Origin of the sequence: Schaalia odontolytica (assembly GCF_005696695.1) — a bacterium.
Taxonomy (GTDB): Bacteria; Actinomycetota; Actinomycetes; order Actinomycetales; family Actinomycetaceae; genus Pauljensenia; species Pauljensenia odontolytica_C.
Map to the genome: position 1 here is coordinate 105334 of NZ_CP040006.1, position 15589 is coordinate 120922.

The following is a 15589-nucleotide window of genomic DNA, read 5'->3' on the forward strand; positions in this document are numbered from 1 at the left end:
CAGGAAACACCCAGGAAAAGATGCGACCATTACAGTCATGAAAGCTATTCTTCACACCTCCGCCGGCGACATCACCGTCGAACTGTTCCCCAACCACGCCCCCAACACGGTCAACAACTTCGTGACCCTGGCCAAGGGCGAGCGCGAATGGGTCGACCCCACGACCGGCCAGAAGACCTCTCGTCCCCTCTACGACGGCACCATCTTCCACCGCGTCATCCCCGGCTTCATGATCCAGGGCGGCGACCCCCTCGGCACCGGCACCGGCGGCCCCGGCTACCAGTTCAACGACGAGATCCACCCCGAGCTGAACTTCAACGATCCTTACCTGCTCGCCATGGCTAACGCCGGCAAGCGCATGGGCAAGGGTACCAACGGCTCCCAGTTCTTCATCACCGTGGCCCCCACCCCGTGGCTGCTCGGCAACCACACCATCTTCGGTAAGGTCGCCGACGAGGAATCCAAGCGCGTCGTCGACGCCATCGCCACCACCCCCACGGGCGCCCAGGACCGCCCCGTGACGGAGCAGGTCATCAACTCCATCGAGATCGTCGACTGACCCTCTCCCCTCATCATCGACGAGGCCGGGGCCGCCCCCGCTGCTGCGTGCAGTGACCGGGATGGTACGCCCCGGCCTCGTCCCTTACCCGCCTGCTGAAAGGGAAGCTATGAGCATGCCGAGCTACGGCCAGCGCTCTGATCCGCGCGCCGCCCCCGACTGCCCGCGCCACCCGGGCGTGCGCAGTGTCGACTACTGCAAGCGCTGCAACCGCCCGATGTGCGTGGACTGCGCGATCCCCACCGAGGTCCGCTCGATCTGCGTGGACTGCACGTCCTCCAAGAAGCGGTGGATGGGCTCCGCCTCGCGCGCGGCCGCAGCCGGCACGCCGGTCGTCACCTACGCGATGATGGCGATCTGCGTCCTCATGTACGTCGTGACCCTGCTGGCACCCACCACGAAGCTCGATCTGGCGCTCGTGCCTGCTGAGCTGATGTCGCACCCGTGGACGGTCCTCACCGGCGCGTTCCTGCACGGGGGCATCATGCACATCCTCTTCAACATGCTCTCCCTGTACTGGGTGGGGCGCGCGATCGAACCGGTCCTGGGCCGGTGGCGCTTCCTCACGCTCTACCTGGTGAGCGCGCTGGGCGGCTCGGCCTTCATTCTTGCCTGGTGCCTCATCCAGCCCTCTGAGATCTTCGTGAGCACCGTGGGCGCGTCGGGCGCAGTCTTCGGCCTGTTTGGCGCGGTGTTCGTCCTCCAGCGCCTGGGCGGCTCAGACACGACCGCGATCCTGACGCTGCTTGGCATCAACCTCGTCTATGGCTTCATGGTCAGCGGCATCTCATGGCAGGGGCACATCGGTGGTGCGATCGCCGGCGTGGGCGCCACGTGGGTCCTGGTGCGCATGGCCCGCCCGCGTCCGGGCGTCACGCAGGTGTATCAGAACCGGCGCGAAGCGGTCGTCGCACTCGGCATGATCGCCGGCATGCTCGTGCTCAACGCCCTCGCGTTCCGCGTCTTGTACGAGGTCTACGGCGCGTGAGCGGTCAACGGCCGACAGGCGCATGGCATCTAAGGATGACCTAATATAGGAAGGGTCCGGCAAATAGTGCCGGGCCCTTCCTCATGCGCCCACAGGAGAGACCATGACCAGCCCCTGGGACCTGTACGACCAGCTCATCGACGAGATCCCCGCCGACATCACCGTCACCCAGATCCTCACCGACGGCAAATGGCGCCGCGTCGCTTCCAGCGAAGATGGCGTCGGCATGGCCTTCGGCATGAACGTCCAGTCGCGCCCGCGCGCCACCGAGGACCCCTCCGACCTCGTCGGCCGTCCCCTGCGCGACGTCGCCGCCCTCGCCAAGTCCTGGAACTTCGAGGACGCCGGCATCGGCATGGCCGCCGTCAACGCCTACCACTCTCACCCCGTACGCGCCCTCGCCCACGGATTCCGCCCCTGCAAGGAAAACAACTGGGCGCGCACCTTCCACCCCTACGCCCCCCTCGTCGCCGGCAAACGCGTCGCCGTCATCGGCCACTTCCCCTTCGCGGCCGCCGCCATGCCCGACGTCGCCGAGCTCAACATCCTCGAACGCAACGTCCTCGAAGGCGACTACCCCGACTCCGCCTGCGAATACCTGCTCCCCGAAATGGACTACGTCTTCATCTCCGGATCCGCATTCGTCAACAAGACCATGCCGCGCCTCCTCGCGCTTTCCTCCGACGCCCACACCGTCGTCCTCGGCCCCTCCGCCCCCGCGTCCCCCGCGATCCTGCATGCCGGCGCCACCACCGTCATGTCCTTCGCCAGCGCCCACCCCGCGCGCCTCGAAGACGGCCTCGCCGGCCGCTCCCTCCTTGGCATGTACGACGCCGGCATGAGGGTTGAGCTCAGCAGGCCCTGACCCGAGGACGAGGCCGTGACCCGGTAGTCAGCCACGGCCTCGTCGATAGAAATAGTGGGGCGTCCCGGCCGCAGCCGGAACGCCCCACACTCACACTCACTGGAGACGGCAGGCTCGCGCCCACCGCGCCCCGTCAACGCCAACGCAGCGTCATCAGGAAGCCGACCATCATCGTGCCCAGGCCCACCGCGATGTTCCACGCGCCCAGCTTCGGAACCGGGTACGTGCCCGACGAAATGTAGTAGACGACAACCCACAGCAGGCCCAGGATCATCAGGGCCACAAACGTGGGCGCCCACCAGGCGGGGCTAAGCGGAATACCGTCAGTCCAGTTCTGGATGTCGGTATCATCCTCAACCTCGTGCCCATTCTTCTTACGCTTCTTGGATTCGGCCACGTCGGGTCCTCTCTGCTGGCCCGCGCGGGAAGAAAACCGCCCGGCGGTGATGAATTAGTCGCAACACTAGCGTAGTCTCGGACGTGGAAAGTGCCAAAGCGCAGCGCCACACAAGGGGGAAAGATGCACGCACGCAGCGTCCGCCACATCGCCGGCGTGCTCGCCGTGACCATCGCCTCCGGCCTCCTCTTCTCCGTCTCCGCGCTCAACGAACGCAAAAACCCCGCGGCAACCTCCGACCTGTCCACCCTCGTGCGCAACCGCCAGGAACAGGTCAAAGCCCTCGAAAACGAGGTCTCCGCGCTCGATACGCAGATCCAGAGCTACACCTCCGTCGCCCCCCAATCCGGCGACGAGGATGTCTTCACCGCTCGCTCCACCCAAAGCGTCACCGGCCCCGGCGTCCAAATCACCCTCAGCGACGCGCCCCCGGGAGAAATTCCCGAAGGTGCAACCCCCAACGACCTCGTCATCCACCAGCAGGACATCGAAGACACGATGAACGCGCTGTGGAGCGGAGGCGCCGAAGCCATGACCGTCCAGGGCGTGCGCATCACCTCGCGCACCGTCATCCGCTGCATCGGCAACGTCATCCTCGTGGACGGAACCAGCTTCTCTCCGCCCTATGTGATCCAAGCAATCGGTGATCCTGCCACCCTGCGCGCGACGGTTACCGCAAACCCACGTATGGTGAATTATCAGGCCTACGTGACAAAGTACGGCCTCGGGTGGGACATGCAGACCAAAGACTCCCTGAGCTTCGCGCCCGCAACCACCCCGCTGACCGTCAACTACGCAACCGTGGAGGAATCGAATGGGTGAACACGTCGCCCCGACCACGCCGGCTAAGAAAAAACGCTCCAACATCTTCTGGAACATCGTCGGTGTCGTCGGCGAACTGCTCATCACCTTCGCCATCATCGTCGGCCTCTTCTCCGTCTGGCAGCTCTACTGGACGACCTACGAGGTCGCCGGACAGGTCTCCCAGACCATCGCCTCGTACGAAGAAGAACACCAGCCCGCCAAGCGCACCCTCGGCGAAGTGCGCACCGACGACCCGCCCGCCTTCGACCGCGAAGTCGGCGACGGCGAGGTCTACGGCCTCGTCCACGTGCCCACCTGGGACTGGATGAAGATCCCCCTCGCCGAAGGCACCACCTCCTACGTCCTCGACCAGGGATGGGCCGGCCACTACGACATGACCACCCAGCCCGGCGGCGTCGGCAACTTCTCCGTCGCCGGCCACCGCCGCACCTACGGCAACAACTTCCGCTGGATCGACCGCCTCACCCAGGGTGACAAGGTCGTCGTGGAAGTCGATGACCACTACCTCGTCTACTCCATGGTCTCCTCCGAGATCATCGACGCGACCGACCCCACGCAGATGCGCGTCGTCGCCCCCGTCATCGACGATGTCTCCTGGTCCGAAACCCCCACCGAGCGTTGGATGACCATGACCACCTGCCACCCCGAATACGGCAACTGGCAGCGCTACATCGTCCATCTCAAGTTCGAATCCTGGACCCCCAAGGACACGGGCGTCCCCGCCGAACTCGTCGACGAACCCACGAACTGAAGGACCTCACATGTACGCATGGATCTTCCGCCACCTGCCCGGCCCCACCTGGTTCAAGGTCATTGAATCCCTGGCCCTCATCGGCGCGGCCGTCGCCGCTCTCTTCACCTGGGTCTACCCCTGGGTCCAGTCCTACCTGGAACTGGGACAGTCCTCCGTCGGCTGAGCCTGAGCCGCTCGCTTGAGGAGGGACGAGGCCGGGGAGACCCGGCCTCGTGTCGTATCCACGGACGTTGGCTGGGCTGCGCCGTACGCGACCGCGCGCCCGGAGAGCGGACAGCGCCCGCGCGCCCACTAGGGGAGCGCCCTACGATGGATGCCGGAGAAGAGGCCACGGCCTCGTACATGAAAGGACCCGCGATGGCACGAATCCTCTGCGTCGACAACTACGACTCGTTCGTCTTCACGATCGTGGGCTACCTGCGCCACCTGGGTGCTGTTGTGGACGTTGTGCGTAACGACGTCGTGGATCCCGCGTGGTTCGAGGCCGGCTACGACGGCGTCCTCATCTCCCCCGGACCCGGCGACCCCAAGAGCGCCGGCGCCTCCCTGCAGACCATCGCCGACTGCGCCGAGCATGGCATCCCGATGCTGGGCGTGTGCCTGGGACACCAGTCCCTCGGTGAGCTTTTCGGCGCGACCGTCGGGCACGCGCCCGAGCTCATGCACGGCAAAACCTCCGTCATTACGCATGACGGGCGCGGCGTCTTTGAGGGCGTGCCCTCGCCGCTGACCGTCACCCGCTACCACTCGCTGACGATCGACCCCGCGACCATGCCCGACGAGCTCGAGGTCTCCGCGACCACCGAGTCCGGCATCATCATGGGCGTGCGCCACCGCTCCCTGCCCCTCGAGGGCGTCCAGTTCCACCCCGAGTCCGTCATGACCCAGTCCGGGCACCTCATGTTCGCCAACTGGCTGGCCGCCTGCGGCGACGCCGACGCGCGTGAGCGGGCCGTGTCCCTGAAGCCCGTCGTCGCGGAGCGTTTCAAGCTGTAGGTTGCGCGGAGGCTTCTTAACGCTGCTGCCGCCGCGCGTGTTGCCCGCGCCCCCGCGCATACACTGAGGCCCGCGCCGGAGGATTTCTCCTCGCAGGCGCGGGCCTCACTGATCAACGGGGACAGCTACGAAGCGGTACTACCGCGACGCGGCCCGGGGCTCACTCAGTGGCCGTTCCCGTTATTGTTGCCGTTGTTGCCGCCGTTGTTTCCGTTCTGGCCGCCCTTCGACACCTTCAGCTTCACGGTCGAATTCTTCTCCACCTTCGAACCCTCACCGGGTTCGACGGAGAGGACCTGGCCGGCGGGCTGGTTGCCTGCGACCTCTTCGATGGTGACGGTCAGGCCCAGGGCCTTGAGCTGCGCCTCGGCGTCCTCACGGCCCATGCCCACGACGGTGGGAATCTCCACCTGCGCGGCCTTGCCGCTCGAGATGGACACGCCAATGGCGGTGCCCTTCTTCACCTTCGTGCCGGTCGCGGGATCCTGCTCGACGATGCGGTCCTTCTCCTTCTCGGAGTCAACGCTCGTCACGTTGCCCAGCTCCAGGCCGACGCCCTTGAGGGTGCTGCGTGCCTGATCCTGGGTCATGCCCGACAGGTCGGGCACGTCCACCTGATCCGAGCCGGAGGACAGGTAGGCGCGGATCGTCTGGCCGGCCTTCACCTTGGAACCGGGGGAGGGGTTGGTCTGCGCGACCTTGCCCTCGGGAACGGTGTCGGAGGCGACCTTGCTGGAGTCGAGCTCCCACTTCAGGCCCAGGGCCTCGATCGCCTTACGGGCGTCGTCGGGGCTCATGCCAACCAGGTTGTCCGGCAGGGTCACCGAATCGGGGCCGGAGGAGATGGTGACGCGAACGGTCGCGCCCTTCTCGGCCTGCGTGCCCGCAGCGGGGTCGGTGGAGGCCACGGAGCCCTCAGCAACGGTGTCGGAGGCGACCTTGTCGGGGTTGAGCTCCCACGTGAAGCCAGCCTGCTCGATCTGGGTCTTCGCCTCGGCCTGGGTCAGGCCGACGACGTTGGGAACCGCGATCGACTCGGGCTCGGCGGCACCGCGCGTGAGGGCCCACACCGAGCCGCCGATCAGCAGCAGGGCGATGAGCAACACGGTCGCGATGATCGCCGTGCGACGCTTGCGGGCCTTGGCAGCCTCGTTCGCGGTGTCATCGGTGGCAACAGCGGGCAGCGACGTGGAGGTCGCGGCCATCGCCGCGGCGGGCGCGTGGCTGGGGACCGCGGCCATCGGCGTGGTCGCGGCGGTGCGTGCGGACGCCATGCCGGCGGCGGGCAGGACCTCGGTCGCCCACGAGTCGGCGGGCGGCGCGCCCACGTCGAGGCCTCGGGCCACGCGCTGCAGGTCCGCGAGCATTGCCGCGGCGCTCGGGTAGCGGTCCTCGCGGTTCTTCGCCAGGGACTTCAGCACCACGCGGTCGAGCGAGTCCGGGATATCGGACAGGATCGACGAGGGAGTGGGCGGGATCTGCTCAACGTGCTGGTAGGCGACGGCGACGGCCGAGTCACCCTTGAAGGGTGGGCGGCCCGTCAGCAGCTCGAAGAGGACGACACCGGTCGAGTACAGGTCGGAGCGAGCATCAACGGTCTCGCCGCGAGCCTGCTCGGGGGAGAGGTACTGGGCGGTGCCCACGACGGCGTTCGTCTGCGTCATCGTGGCCTGCGAGTCCGTCAGGGCGCGCGCGATGCCAAAGTCCATGACCTTGACCTTGCCGTCTGACGTCAGCATGATGTTGCCGGGCTTGATGTCGCGGTGCACCAGGTGGTTCGCGTGCGAGTACTGGAGGGCAGACAGGACGCCCGACACGATCTCGATGGCCTCGTTGATCGGAACGGCCGTGCCGTCGGAGATCAGGTCCTTGACCGTGTGCCCCTCGACGTACTCCATGACGATGTAGGGCACCGCGATCGAACGGCCGGTCGCATCCTCGATGATCTCCTCGCCCGTGTCGTACACGGCGACGATGTTCGGGTGATTCAGCGACGCCGCCGACTGCGCTTCGCGACGGAAGCGCGCCTGGAAGATCGAGTCCTGCGCCAGATCGCGGCGCAGCATCTTGATTGCTACGACGCGCGACAGGCGAGTGTCGAAGCCCAGGTGGACTTCGGCCATTCCGCCTCGCCCGATGAGCGAGCGGACCTCGTATCGGCCAGCTAGACGGTGGGCCATGGGCTCTGCCATGTCCTAACCTCCTCGATAATGTGTGCTCCCGCACTTGGTTGTATCAGGGAGCCAAGCATGTGTTTGATCGTAATAGCTGCAAGCGCGATGAGCGCAATCACGATGATTGCGACGATAACCGCGCGAATAATCTGCCTGGATGCTGGGACGGGTGGTGCGACGACGCTGCGCGAGTACGCGGTCTTGGCCGCCGGACGGGTACGTTGCGCGCTGCGAGCGTCGAGCTCGTGCCAGCGCGGCCCGCGCTTGGCCTTCTCGGGCCGCGGCTCGTAGACCGAGCGTCGCTGGCGCTTTGAGGGCGTGGCTGCGCGAGGCTGGGGAACGGTCCCGTACACGCGCGGCGACGAGGCCGTGGCCGCCTTGTCGCGGCGAGGCGACTCGGAGCGGGCGGGCTGAGGAATGCGCGGGGTCGCCTGACGAGCCGCCTGACGCTTGGCTTCTTCGGCCTCGCGGCGTTCGCGAGCTTCACGGCGCTCGCGGGCTTCTTGAAGCTCGCGCTGGCGCTGTTCTTCCTCGCGGGCGACGGCTGCGCGGCGCTGCTCCTCGGCTGCGTCTTCGGCCTGGCGGGCTGCCTCGCGCTGGCGCAGTCGCTCGGCGAGGGCGGCGCGTCGATCCTGCGGCTCGGACGGCAGCGGGGTCTTCGGCGCGGCGGTGTGCGCGGGCGCTGCGTCGGCCGGAGGGGCCGGGATAGGCGCGGAACGCTGCGCGGGCGCCGAGGCCTGGGGGCGCTGGGCGGTCTCGCTGCTGGGCTGGGGGACCTGCTCGGAGCGAGCGGGAGCCGCGTGCCTCGGGATGGAACCCGTGGTCGGGCGGGCGGTGGCGGCCTGCGCAGGCGCAGGGGCAGCGGGCACAGGAGCCGGGTGCGCGGGCGCTGTCTTGGGTGTGGATCGCGTCGGGATCGGGGCCGACACCGGTGCCGGCGGGTTCGCTGCGGGGGCCGGGACGGCTGCGTGGCGACCGGTCGAGGTCAGCGATCGGACAGCACCCGACACCGCGGGCGCCTGCTCGCCGGTCGTCTCGGGGTGCAGGCGACGAACCCGGGTGGGAGCGGACACGGGGTGAGAGACCGGGGGAACCTCGGCCTCGTCGAGGATGCGCGGCACGGCGGCGTGGCGACCCGTGATCGGGATCGGGGCCGAGGAGGGGGCAATCGTCGTCGCTTCGTCGAGGACGGGCAGCTTGGCATGGCGGCCCGTCGTCGCGCGCACCTTCGGAGTGAGTCCCGAGGGGGGCTGCAGCATCTCGTCGGGCAGAGTACGGCGCGTCAGGTGACGCACCGGTGCGACGATCGGCACCGACGGCTGGACGGGCGTGCGCACCTCTTCGGGGCGCTGCGCGGCCTTCGGCAGGGGCAGCGGGCGAGGGGTCACGGAGACGCCCATCGCCTTGGCTGCGCTCGCGATTTCGCGAACGGCCGCGGATCCGGACTCGGGGCGCTTCGCGGGATCCTTCTCCAGCAGGTGCAAGATGACGTCGGCCAGAGGCTCGGGAACGAAATCCGGCAGCGGCGGAACGGGATCGTTGACATGCGCGAAGGCGATGTCCACCTGGGTCTCGCCGGTGAACGGACGTCGACCGGCCGCGGCCTCGTAGGCGATGACGCCCAGGGCGTAGAGGTCACCGATGGGGGTGGCGACCTCGCCCATGGCCTGCTCGGGCGGCAGGTACTGGGCGGTGCCCATGACCATGCCCGCGGCGGTCAGGTTGACCTGGCCCTTCGCGCGAGAGATGCCGAAGTCCGTCAGCTTCACCATGCCATCAGGGCGAACAATGATGTTCGCGGGCTTGATGTCGCGGTGTACGACGCCCGCGCGCGCGGCAGCGCCCAGCGCCATCGCGACCTGCACGAGGATCGGCATGAGGTACTCGGGCTCAATGCGGGAGCCGCCGCGCAGGTAATCCGTCAGCGGATGGCCGTCGACGAGCTCCATGATGATCCAGCCGATGCCGTCTTCCTCGCCCGAATCCTGAGTGTTGGCGATATTCGGGTGCGAGATCGACATCGAGTTACGGGCCTCGAGGCGCAGGCGCGAGAGTGAAAGCTCCTCGCCCGTCAGCTCGGGGCGCAGGACCTTCGCGGCGACGATGTGGCCGCTGACGCGGTCGCGGGCCTTCCATACCTCGCCCATGCCGCCCTGGGCGATCGGGGTGAGCAGCGTGTAGCGTCCCCCGAGCACTCGCCCGGCACCGGAAGTCATGCGTGGCGTGCTCACTTGAGCCCCGCTTCCAGGAGGGCGCGGGCGATCGGGCCGGCCACGTCTCCGCCGTGCGGCGTGGGATCGTTGTCGTCGCCCTCAACGAGGACGGCGAAAGCGATGTGCGGGTTGTCCGCCGGGGCAAAACCGACGGCCCAGGCGTTCGCGCGGTCGCCGTTGCCGGTCTCGGCGGTGCCGGTCTTGGCGGCCACCGCAATGTTCGGCAGGGCCATCGTGGTGCCGGTGCCGTAGGGCTGGGAGACCACGGATTCCATCATGGCGCGCAGCTTCGAGGCCGTCTCCGACGAGATCGGTTTGCCGGCGTCGGTCGGGCTGTTCGTGCGCACGACCTGGTTGTCGGCGTCCACGATCGAGTCGATGAGGTAGGGGGTCATCATCTGGCCGTCGTTCGCGATGGCCTGGGCGACCTGCGCCATCTGCAGAGGCGTCGTCTGAACCGTGTACTGGCCGATCGAGCTCATCGCGAGCTGCGCGGCGTCCGCGTCGGCGGGGAACACGGAGGGCGTCACCGTCAGCGGAATCTGAGACTCGCGGCCAAAGCCGAAGCGGTTCGTCACGTCGAGGAGCTGCTGGTTCGTCAGCTGCTCGGAAGCCAACACGAAGGTCGTGTTGCACGAGCGCGCGAAGGCCTCGGTGAGCGTTGGGTTGCCGTCGCCGCAGGTGGAGGACTCGATGTTGGAGACCTCGGTCGCCGTGCCCGGCAGGGTCGTCGACACGGGCGAGGGCATGTGCATGTCCGGGTCGGCGAGGCCGTTTTCGATGAGGGCGATCGTTGTGAGGATCTTGAACGTCGAGCCGGGGGCGTAGCGCTCTGAGATTGCGCGGTTGAGCAGCGGGTTGTTCGGGTCCGAGGAAAGCGCGGAGAACGCGTCGGACACCGCGCTGGCGTCGGAGGAGGCCAGCTGGTTCGGGTCGAAGGTCGGCGACGAATACATCGCCAGAACCGCGCCGGTGCGCGCATCCAGGGCCACGACGGCGCCCTTGCGGTTACCGAGGGCCTCGGCTGCAGCCTTCTGCATCTGAGAGTTCAGGGTGAGGGAGACGCCGCCGCCCTGACGGTTCTGGCCCGTCAGGAGATTGCGCAGGCGCTGTCCGAGGAGCGTCTGGGACTGGCCGTCCAGGACGTCCTCCTCGGCGGCCTCGATGCCCGTCGACGCGTTGCCCACCGACGAGAAGTAGCCCGTGACCGGCGCGTACAGCGGCCCATCGGAGTAGGTGCGCACGTAGCGCTTCGAGTCTTCCTCGCGCTCCGAGGAGGCGATCGCCGTCTTGTCGACGATGATCGGGCCGCGGTCGGTTTCGGCCGCGTGCAGGATCGTGCGCTGGTTGCGAGCGTCGGCGTTGAGTGAGGACGCGGAAATGAACTGCGTGTTCGTGATGCCCACGCCCAGCAGGGCGAACATCAGGAGAACGATGATGAAGATCTTGCGGATCTGGTTATTCACGGCTCACTCACCCACTCCCACGGCGGGCTGGATACCGGAGTTCCACGGCGCGGGGGCCGAGGCCGGGCGGCGAGCAGCGTCCGACACGCGGATCAGCAGCGCGACGGTGATCCAGGAGGACACCATCGACGAGCCGCCCGCAGCGAGGAACGGGGCCGTCAGGCCGGTCAACGGAATGATGCGCGTGATGCCGCCGAGCACCACGAACAGCTGAATAGCCAGCGAGAAGCTCAGGCCGGTCGCCAGGAGCTTGCCGAAGCCGTCGCGCACCGTCAGCGCCGCGCGCAGGCCTCGCTGGATGAGGATCAGGTACAGGACCAGGATGGCGGCCATGCCGGTCAGGCCCAGCTCCTCCGCGAAGGAGGACAGGATGAAGTCCGAGTTCGCCAGCGGCACGAGCTGCGGGTAGCCGCGGCCCCAACCGGTGCCCATGAGGCCGCCCGAGGCCTGGCCGAACAGACCCTGAACGAGCTGGTAGGACCCGCGGTCGTACACGTCGGGATCCAGGGCGTTGAGCCAGATGTTGAAGCGCGTCTGCACGTGGCTGAAAGACTTCACCGCGATCGCGACGGCCGGCACGAAGAGCGTGAAACCGATGACCAGCCACGACACGCGGTTCGTCGCCACGTACAGCATCGCGACGAACAGGCCGAAGAAGAGCAGCGAGGTGCCCAGATCGCGCTGCAGGACGAGGATCGCGATGCCGATCAGCCACACGACCATGATCGGACCGAGGTCGCGGGCGCGCGGCAGGCGCATGCCCAGGAACTTGCGGCCGCCGATCGCCAGGTTGTCGCGGTTCGTCACGAGGTATCCGGCGAAGAAGATCGCCAGCGTGATCTTCACGAGCTCACCGGGCTGGACGGAGATGGGACCCAGGTGGATCCAGACGCGCGCACCGAAGGTCTCCTGGCCCAGGCCGGGAATCATCGGCAGGAGCAGCAGGAACAGCGACAGTGCGCCGAAGGTGTAGGTGTAGCGGCGCAGCATGCGGTGGTCGCGCAGCATGATCAAGATGATGGCCGCGATAACGATCGCGATGCCCACGAAGAGCGCCTGGCGGAAGCCCACCGTGGCCTCGTCCCTGCGCGCGTACGACAGGTCGAGGCGGTAGATCATCGCCAGCCCCAGGCCCGTCAGCGCCACGGCGACCGGCAGGATCACCGGGTCCGCGTAGGGTGCCAGGAAGTGCACGCCGACCTCGGCAATGATGGCGATCGCGACGAGCACGCCGACCTGCGTGAGAAGGTTTGCGGGGATCTCCCCCGTGTAGTTCAGCGAGGTCAGCACGTAGCCGGCGATGCCGACGGCCAGAGCCAGGCCCATAAGGGTCAGCTCCAGGAATCGGCGAGGCCGGGCGGGCGCGATCGATACGGTAGCCATTAGGAGGCGCCCCCGCTCTGTGCCCCGGACTGGGCCTCACCGGACTGCGGCGCGCCCGACTGGGGCGTTGGCGACGAGGGGGTGGCGGGCTGGACGACCGAGCGGCGCAGGCCCTCGATGTAGGAGTCGATGTCGGCGCGCGAGGAGCGCAGCACCGGGGTGTCGAGGCGCTGACGGTCCACGGGCGCGAGGTCGGACAGCGCGACGTTGGAGACCTCCACCGCGTGGGAGAGCTGCCACGGGCCGATCGACTGGGGGATGCCCTGGTAGATGACGACGTAGCCGTCCTGGCCGATCGCGTAGTACTGGGTTTGCGTCCACTTCCACGACATCCACGACGCGGCGACCACGAGGACCGTCACGAGTGAGATGAACACGGGGGTCCACCACGAGGAGCGGGGCTTGAGCTCGACGGGGGCCTCGTCCTCGTCGCTGGGGGTGCCCGAGGCCGAGGAGCCCAGGGCAGCAGCGCGCGCGGCCGCTCCGTCCCCGCCGCGCGACTTGGCGTTGCGGTCGATGGCCGCGGCACCCACGATCTGCGGGGGAGCGGGCGGGAACGTGCCGGCGGGGACGATGTCCGCGATGACGCACGTGATGTTGTCGGGGCCGCCACCCAGGAGGGCCAGGCGGATGAGCTCTTCGGCGCACTCGCCCGGATCCTTGAAATCGGCCATGACCTGGCCGATCGTCTCGGGGGAGACGACGCCGGACAGGCCGTCGGAGCACAGCATCCAGCGGTCGCCGACGACGGCTTCGCGGATCGTCTCGTCGGGGGCCACGTCGGCCTGCGCGTCGCCGAGGATCTTCAGGACGACGTTGCGGTTGGGGTGGTGCTCGGCTTCCTCGGGAGTGATCTGGCCGGTGTCGACCAGGTACTGCACGAAGGAGTGGTCGGTCGTGACCTGCGTGAGCGTGTCGCCGCGCAGCACGTAGGCGCGCGAGTCGCCGATGTGGACCATCGCGAGGCGGTTGCCGGAGCGCATGAGCGCGATGCAGGTGGTGCCCAGGCCTTCGAGGTCGCGGTCGCGGCTCGAGCGTTCGGTGAGCTCCTCGTGCGCGTCGAGGAGGGCCTCGCGCAGGAGGGGGAGCATCGAGTCTGCCGGGTGCGAGTCCGTGTCGAGGGGGACGAGGTGCGCGAGGGCCACCGAGGAGGCGATGTCGCCGCCTGCGGGACCGCCCATGCCGTCGGCGAGGACCAGCAGGTTCGCGCCGGCGTATCCGGAGTCCTGGTTGTTGGAACGTACGAGGCCCACGTCTGAGCGGGCAGCGTAGTGGAATTGAACCGCGTTTCCTGACATATCAACCCACCAATTCGAGAGTCGTCTGGCCGATGCGGATGACGTCACCGATCTTGAGCTGGCGCGGGGCGCTCAGGCGCTCGTCGTCGATGAAGGTGCCGTTACGGCTGGAGAGGTCTTCGATCCACCAGCCGTCGGACTGGGGGGTGAGTGCTGCGTGGCGGCTGGACGCGTACTCGTCTTCGAGCACGAGGGTGCACGCGGGGGAGCGGCCGATGACGATGGGGGCCTCGCCGAGGGGCAGCATGGTGCCGACGAGGGGGCCGCCGGTCACCAGGAGATCCTTGGGGGCCAGGGGGTTCGTGGACGTGCGCTTCTTGTTGTCCTTGCGCTTCTCACGGGAGGCTTTGCGGCGTGAGGTGGCCTTGTCGCGTCCCTTGCCGCGCGGGGTTACGACTGTGCCGAAGATGTCGCGTCGCAGCGTGTTGACGGCCGCGAGCACGAGGAGCCACAGCAGCACCAGGAACCCGATGCGGAAAACGGTAAATGCGAGGTCAGTGGTCACTTCATTAAACTCCGCTCTGGTCTGGGTGCGTCCAGAAGAGGATCTTGGTGCGTCCGATGACGATCTGGTTGCCGTCGAGCAGGGTCGCTGCGTCGATGCGGTGGCCCTCAACGAAGGAGCCGTTGGTGGAGCCCAGATCGGTCGCGATCACGCCGGTGGGCGTGATGCGCAGTTCGAGGTGGCGGCGCGAGACGCCCGAGTCGTTGACGACGATGTCGGCTTCGGAGCCGCGTCCGATGACGGTGACGGGCTCGGTGAGGAGCCACTTTTCGCCGTCGACGTCGATGATCGGGTGCTCGGGGGACGCGGACGAGGCCGTGGCGGGGGCCGCGGGTCCCCGGCGGTTTTCAGCGTCGACCTTCAGGGTGCCGCTGGGCTCGGAGGCGTCGGCGATGAATTCGATCGTGACGGGGCCGAGGAGGGAGTAGCCGTTCGCTGCGGCGTGTTCGGTGGCCTGCTGGGCGAACTCGTCGGCGAGGACGTCGAGGGAGGCCTCGAGGGAGGTGAGGTCGGTGCGCGAGGCGTAGACCGAGAAGTGGTTCGCGGCAATGATGCGCGAGGCGGAGACTTCCTGGACGGATTCGTCCATGGCGCGGCGGATCGCCGTGGTGATGTCCACGGGCTTGATCCCCGACCGGAACACACGCGAGAAGGCGCCGTTGACGCCTCTCTCGACGGCGCTCTCGAAGCGGTCGAAGATACTCATAGTCGTGCTCTCCTCATTCCCCCGCGCTGTGCGCGCGACGTACGGTGTGGGTGGAAGCGAGGCCGCTCCCAGTCACAGTTTAGCCGCCGCGCGAAGTGGTGTGGCCCCATCTGTCGGGATGTTCCCGATGAGTAAAGGCCCGCGCACTCGCATCGAAGGCCTGTCATGGCAGGGAATACCTTGTCATGATGCGCCTGTGACATTTGGTGCACATGTTACACGTGTGACGATAAGTGTGTTGGAGCAAACAGAGTGTGGACAGGTCGCGTCGCATGTTTGGTCTCGCTTGGCTGCAATTTCGCTCCTGGACTTCTGTTTTGGGGGAGGTCGTGTCGAGGTGTGTCCTGGCGGCACGCACATTGCGTCTGTTGCGCAGTGCACAATCGAAGGGTCTGACCAGGTGGTTGGTACTGCTGGCTCTTTCGTGTTGAGTGGCCGAGTGTGGGGTGAGGATGTGAAA

15 protein-coding genes are annotated in these 15589 nt (G+C 67.6%); 7 read left to right on the top strand and 8 right to left on the bottom strand.

Going from position 1 to position 15589, the window contains the following annotated elements; translation table 11 throughout:
* The first annotated feature begins 37 nt into the window (after nt 1–37).
* The 3 genes from FBF35_RS00485 (at nt 38) to FBF35_RS00495 (ending at nt 2412) form a co-directional block, all read left to right on the top strand.
* Entirely contained in the window at nt 38–559 is a 522-nt protein-coding gene (locus tag FBF35_RS00485; RefSeq protein ID WP_003791590.1) for a peptidylprolyl isomerase, read from the top strand.
* Nucleotides 560–668: 109 nt separating this feature from the next.
* A complete protein-coding gene (locus tag FBF35_RS00490; RefSeq protein ID WP_060566122.1) occupies nt 669–1547 on the top strand; it encodes a rhomboid family intramembrane serine protease in 879 nt (292 codons plus the stop codon).
* Nucleotides 1548–1650: 103 nt separating this feature from the next.
* Entirely contained in the window at nt 1651–2412 is a 762-nt protein-coding gene (locus FBF35_RS00495) for a Rossmann-like domain-containing protein (RefSeq protein ID WP_060566123.1), read from the top strand.
* A 133-nt stretch (nt 2413–2545) separates the two neighbouring features.
* On the opposite strand, the gene FBF35_RS00500 is transcribed toward FBF35_RS00495, so the two are convergent.
* On the bottom strand, nt 2546–2809 hold the full coding sequence (locus FBF35_RS00500) for a cell division protein CrgA (protein WP_003791600.1): 264 nt from the start codon (nt 2807–2809) through the stop codon (nt 2546–2548).
* A gap of 123 nt (nt 2810–2932) precedes the next feature.
* On the opposite strand from FBF35_RS00500, the gene FBF35_RS00505 reads away from it, so the two are divergent.
* The 4 genes from FBF35_RS00505 (at nt 2933) to FBF35_RS00515 (ending at nt 5384) form a co-directional block, all read left to right on the top strand.
* A complete protein-coding gene (locus FBF35_RS00505) occupies nt 2933–3631 on the top strand; it encodes a DUF881 domain-containing protein (protein ID WP_060566124.1) in 699 nt (232 codons plus the stop codon).
* Nucleotides 3624–4385 carry a class E sortase gene (locus FBF35_RS00510; RefSeq protein ID WP_060566125.1) on the top strand — a complete coding sequence of 254 codons (762 nt, stop codon included), beginning with the start codon at nt 3624–3626 and terminating at the stop codon, nt 4383–4385. The genes FBF35_RS00505 and FBF35_RS00510 overlap by 8 nt, the downstream gene beginning before the upstream one ends.
* Nucleotides 4386–4395: 10 nt before the next feature.
* Entirely contained in the window at nt 4396–4551 is a 156-nt protein-coding gene (locus tag FBF35_RS10460; RefSeq protein WP_007588533.1) for a hypothetical protein, read from the top strand.
* Nucleotides 4552–4697: 146 nt separating this feature from the next.
* Nucleotides 4698–5384 (top strand): glutamine amidotransferase-related protein, encoded by a 687-nt coding sequence (locus FBF35_RS00515; protein ID WP_187348959.1) that lies wholly within the window; start codon nt 4698–4700, stop codon nt 5382–5384.
* Nucleotides 5385–5548: 164 nt separating this feature from the next.
* Here FBF35_RS00515 and pknB read toward each other — a convergent pair whose 3' ends face one another.
* The 7 genes from pknB to FBF35_RS00550 are packed head-to-tail and all read right to left on the bottom strand — an operon-like array spanning nt 5549 to nt 15129.
* On the bottom strand, nt 5549–7576 hold the full coding sequence (pknB, locus tag FBF35_RS00520) for a Stk1 family PASTA domain-containing Ser/Thr kinase (protein ID WP_060566127.1): 2028 nt from the start codon (nt 7574–7576) through the stop codon (nt 5549–5551).
* Complete coding sequence (locus FBF35_RS00525) at nt 7549–9774, bottom strand: serine/threonine-protein kinase (protein ID WP_060566128.1); 2226 nt, start codon at nt 9772–9774, stop codon at nt 7549–7551. The genes pknB and FBF35_RS00525 overlap by 28 nt, the downstream gene beginning before the upstream one ends.
* Nucleotides 9775–9785: 11 nt before the next feature.
* The gene (locus FBF35_RS00530; RefSeq protein WP_060566129.1) at nt 9786–11237 is read right to left on the bottom strand and encodes a peptidoglycan D,D-transpeptidase FtsI family protein; all 1452 of its coding nucleotides are present in this window, start codon (nt 11235–11237) and stop codon (nt 9786–9788) included.
* Between the two features lie 3 nt (nt 11238–11240).
* Entirely contained in the window at nt 11241–12620 is a 1380-nt protein-coding gene (locus FBF35_RS00535) for an FtsW/RodA/SpoVE family cell cycle protein (RefSeq protein ID WP_060566130.1), read from the bottom strand.
* Entirely contained in the window at nt 12620–13918 is a 1299-nt protein-coding gene (locus FBF35_RS00540) for a PP2C family protein-serine/threonine phosphatase (RefSeq protein ID WP_034464987.1), read from the bottom strand. Before FBF35_RS00540 ends, FBF35_RS00535 begins: the two co-directional genes overlap by 1 nt.
* 1 nt (nt 13919) lies before the next feature.
* On the bottom strand, nt 13920–14423 hold the full coding sequence (locus tag FBF35_RS00545; protein ID WP_034464990.1) for an FHA domain-containing protein: 504 nt from the start codon (nt 14421–14423) through the stop codon (nt 13920–13922).
* 4 nt (nt 14424–14427) lie between these two features.
* Nucleotides 14428–15129, bottom strand: a complete 702-nt coding sequence (locus FBF35_RS00550) for an FhaA domain-containing protein (RefSeq protein WP_007589799.1) — start codon at nt 15127–15129, stop codon at nt 14428–14430.
* Nucleotides 15130–15589: the final 460 nt, after the last annotated feature.

Bases quoted from the DNA above. Each gene is read 5' to 3' on its own strand.
- FBF35_RS00485 (WP_003791590.1), top strand. From the start codon at position 38: ATGAAAGCTATTCTTCACACCTCCGCCGGCGACATCACCGTCGAACTG.
- FBF35_RS00490 (WP_060566122.1), top strand. From the start codon at position 669: ATGAGCATGCCGAGCTACGGCCAGCGCTCTGATCCGCGCGCCGCCCCC.
- FBF35_RS00495 (WP_060566123.1), top strand. From the start codon at position 1,651: ATGACCAGCCCCTGGGACCTGTACGACCAGCTCATCGACGAGATCCCC.
- FBF35_RS00505 (WP_060566124.1), top strand. From the start codon at position 2,933: ATGCACGCACGCAGCGTCCGCCACATCGCCGGCGTGCTCGCCGTGACC.
- FBF35_RS00510 (WP_060566125.1), top strand. From the start codon at position 3,624: ATGGGTGAACACGTCGCCCCGACCACGCCGGCTAAGAAAAAACGCTCC.
- FBF35_RS10460 (WP_007588533.1), top strand. From the start codon at position 4,396: ATGTACGCATGGATCTTCCGCCACCTGCCCGGCCCCACCTGGTTCAAG.
- FBF35_RS00515 (WP_187348959.1), top strand. From the start codon at position 4,698: ATGGATGCCGGAGAAGAGGCCACGGCCTCGTACATGAAAGGACCCGCG.
- pknB (WP_060566127.1), bottom strand. From the start codon at position 7,576: ATGGCAGAGCCCATGGCCCACCGTCTAGCTGGCCGATACGAGGTCCGC.
- FBF35_RS00525 (WP_060566128.1), bottom strand. From the start codon at position 9,774: ATGACTTCCGGTGCCGGGCGAGTGCTCGGGGGACGCTACACGCTGCTC.
- FBF35_RS00535 (WP_060566130.1), bottom strand. From the start codon at position 12,620: ATGGCTACCGTATCGATCGCGCCCGCCCGGCCTCGCCGATTCCTGGAG.
- FBF35_RS00540 (WP_034464987.1), bottom strand. From the start codon at position 13,918: ATGTCAGGAAACGCGGTTCAATTCCACTACGCTGCCCGCTCAGACGTG.
- FBF35_RS00550 (WP_007589799.1), bottom strand. From the start codon at position 15,129: ATGAGTATCTTCGACCGCTTCGAGAGCGCCGTCGAGAGAGGCGTCAAC.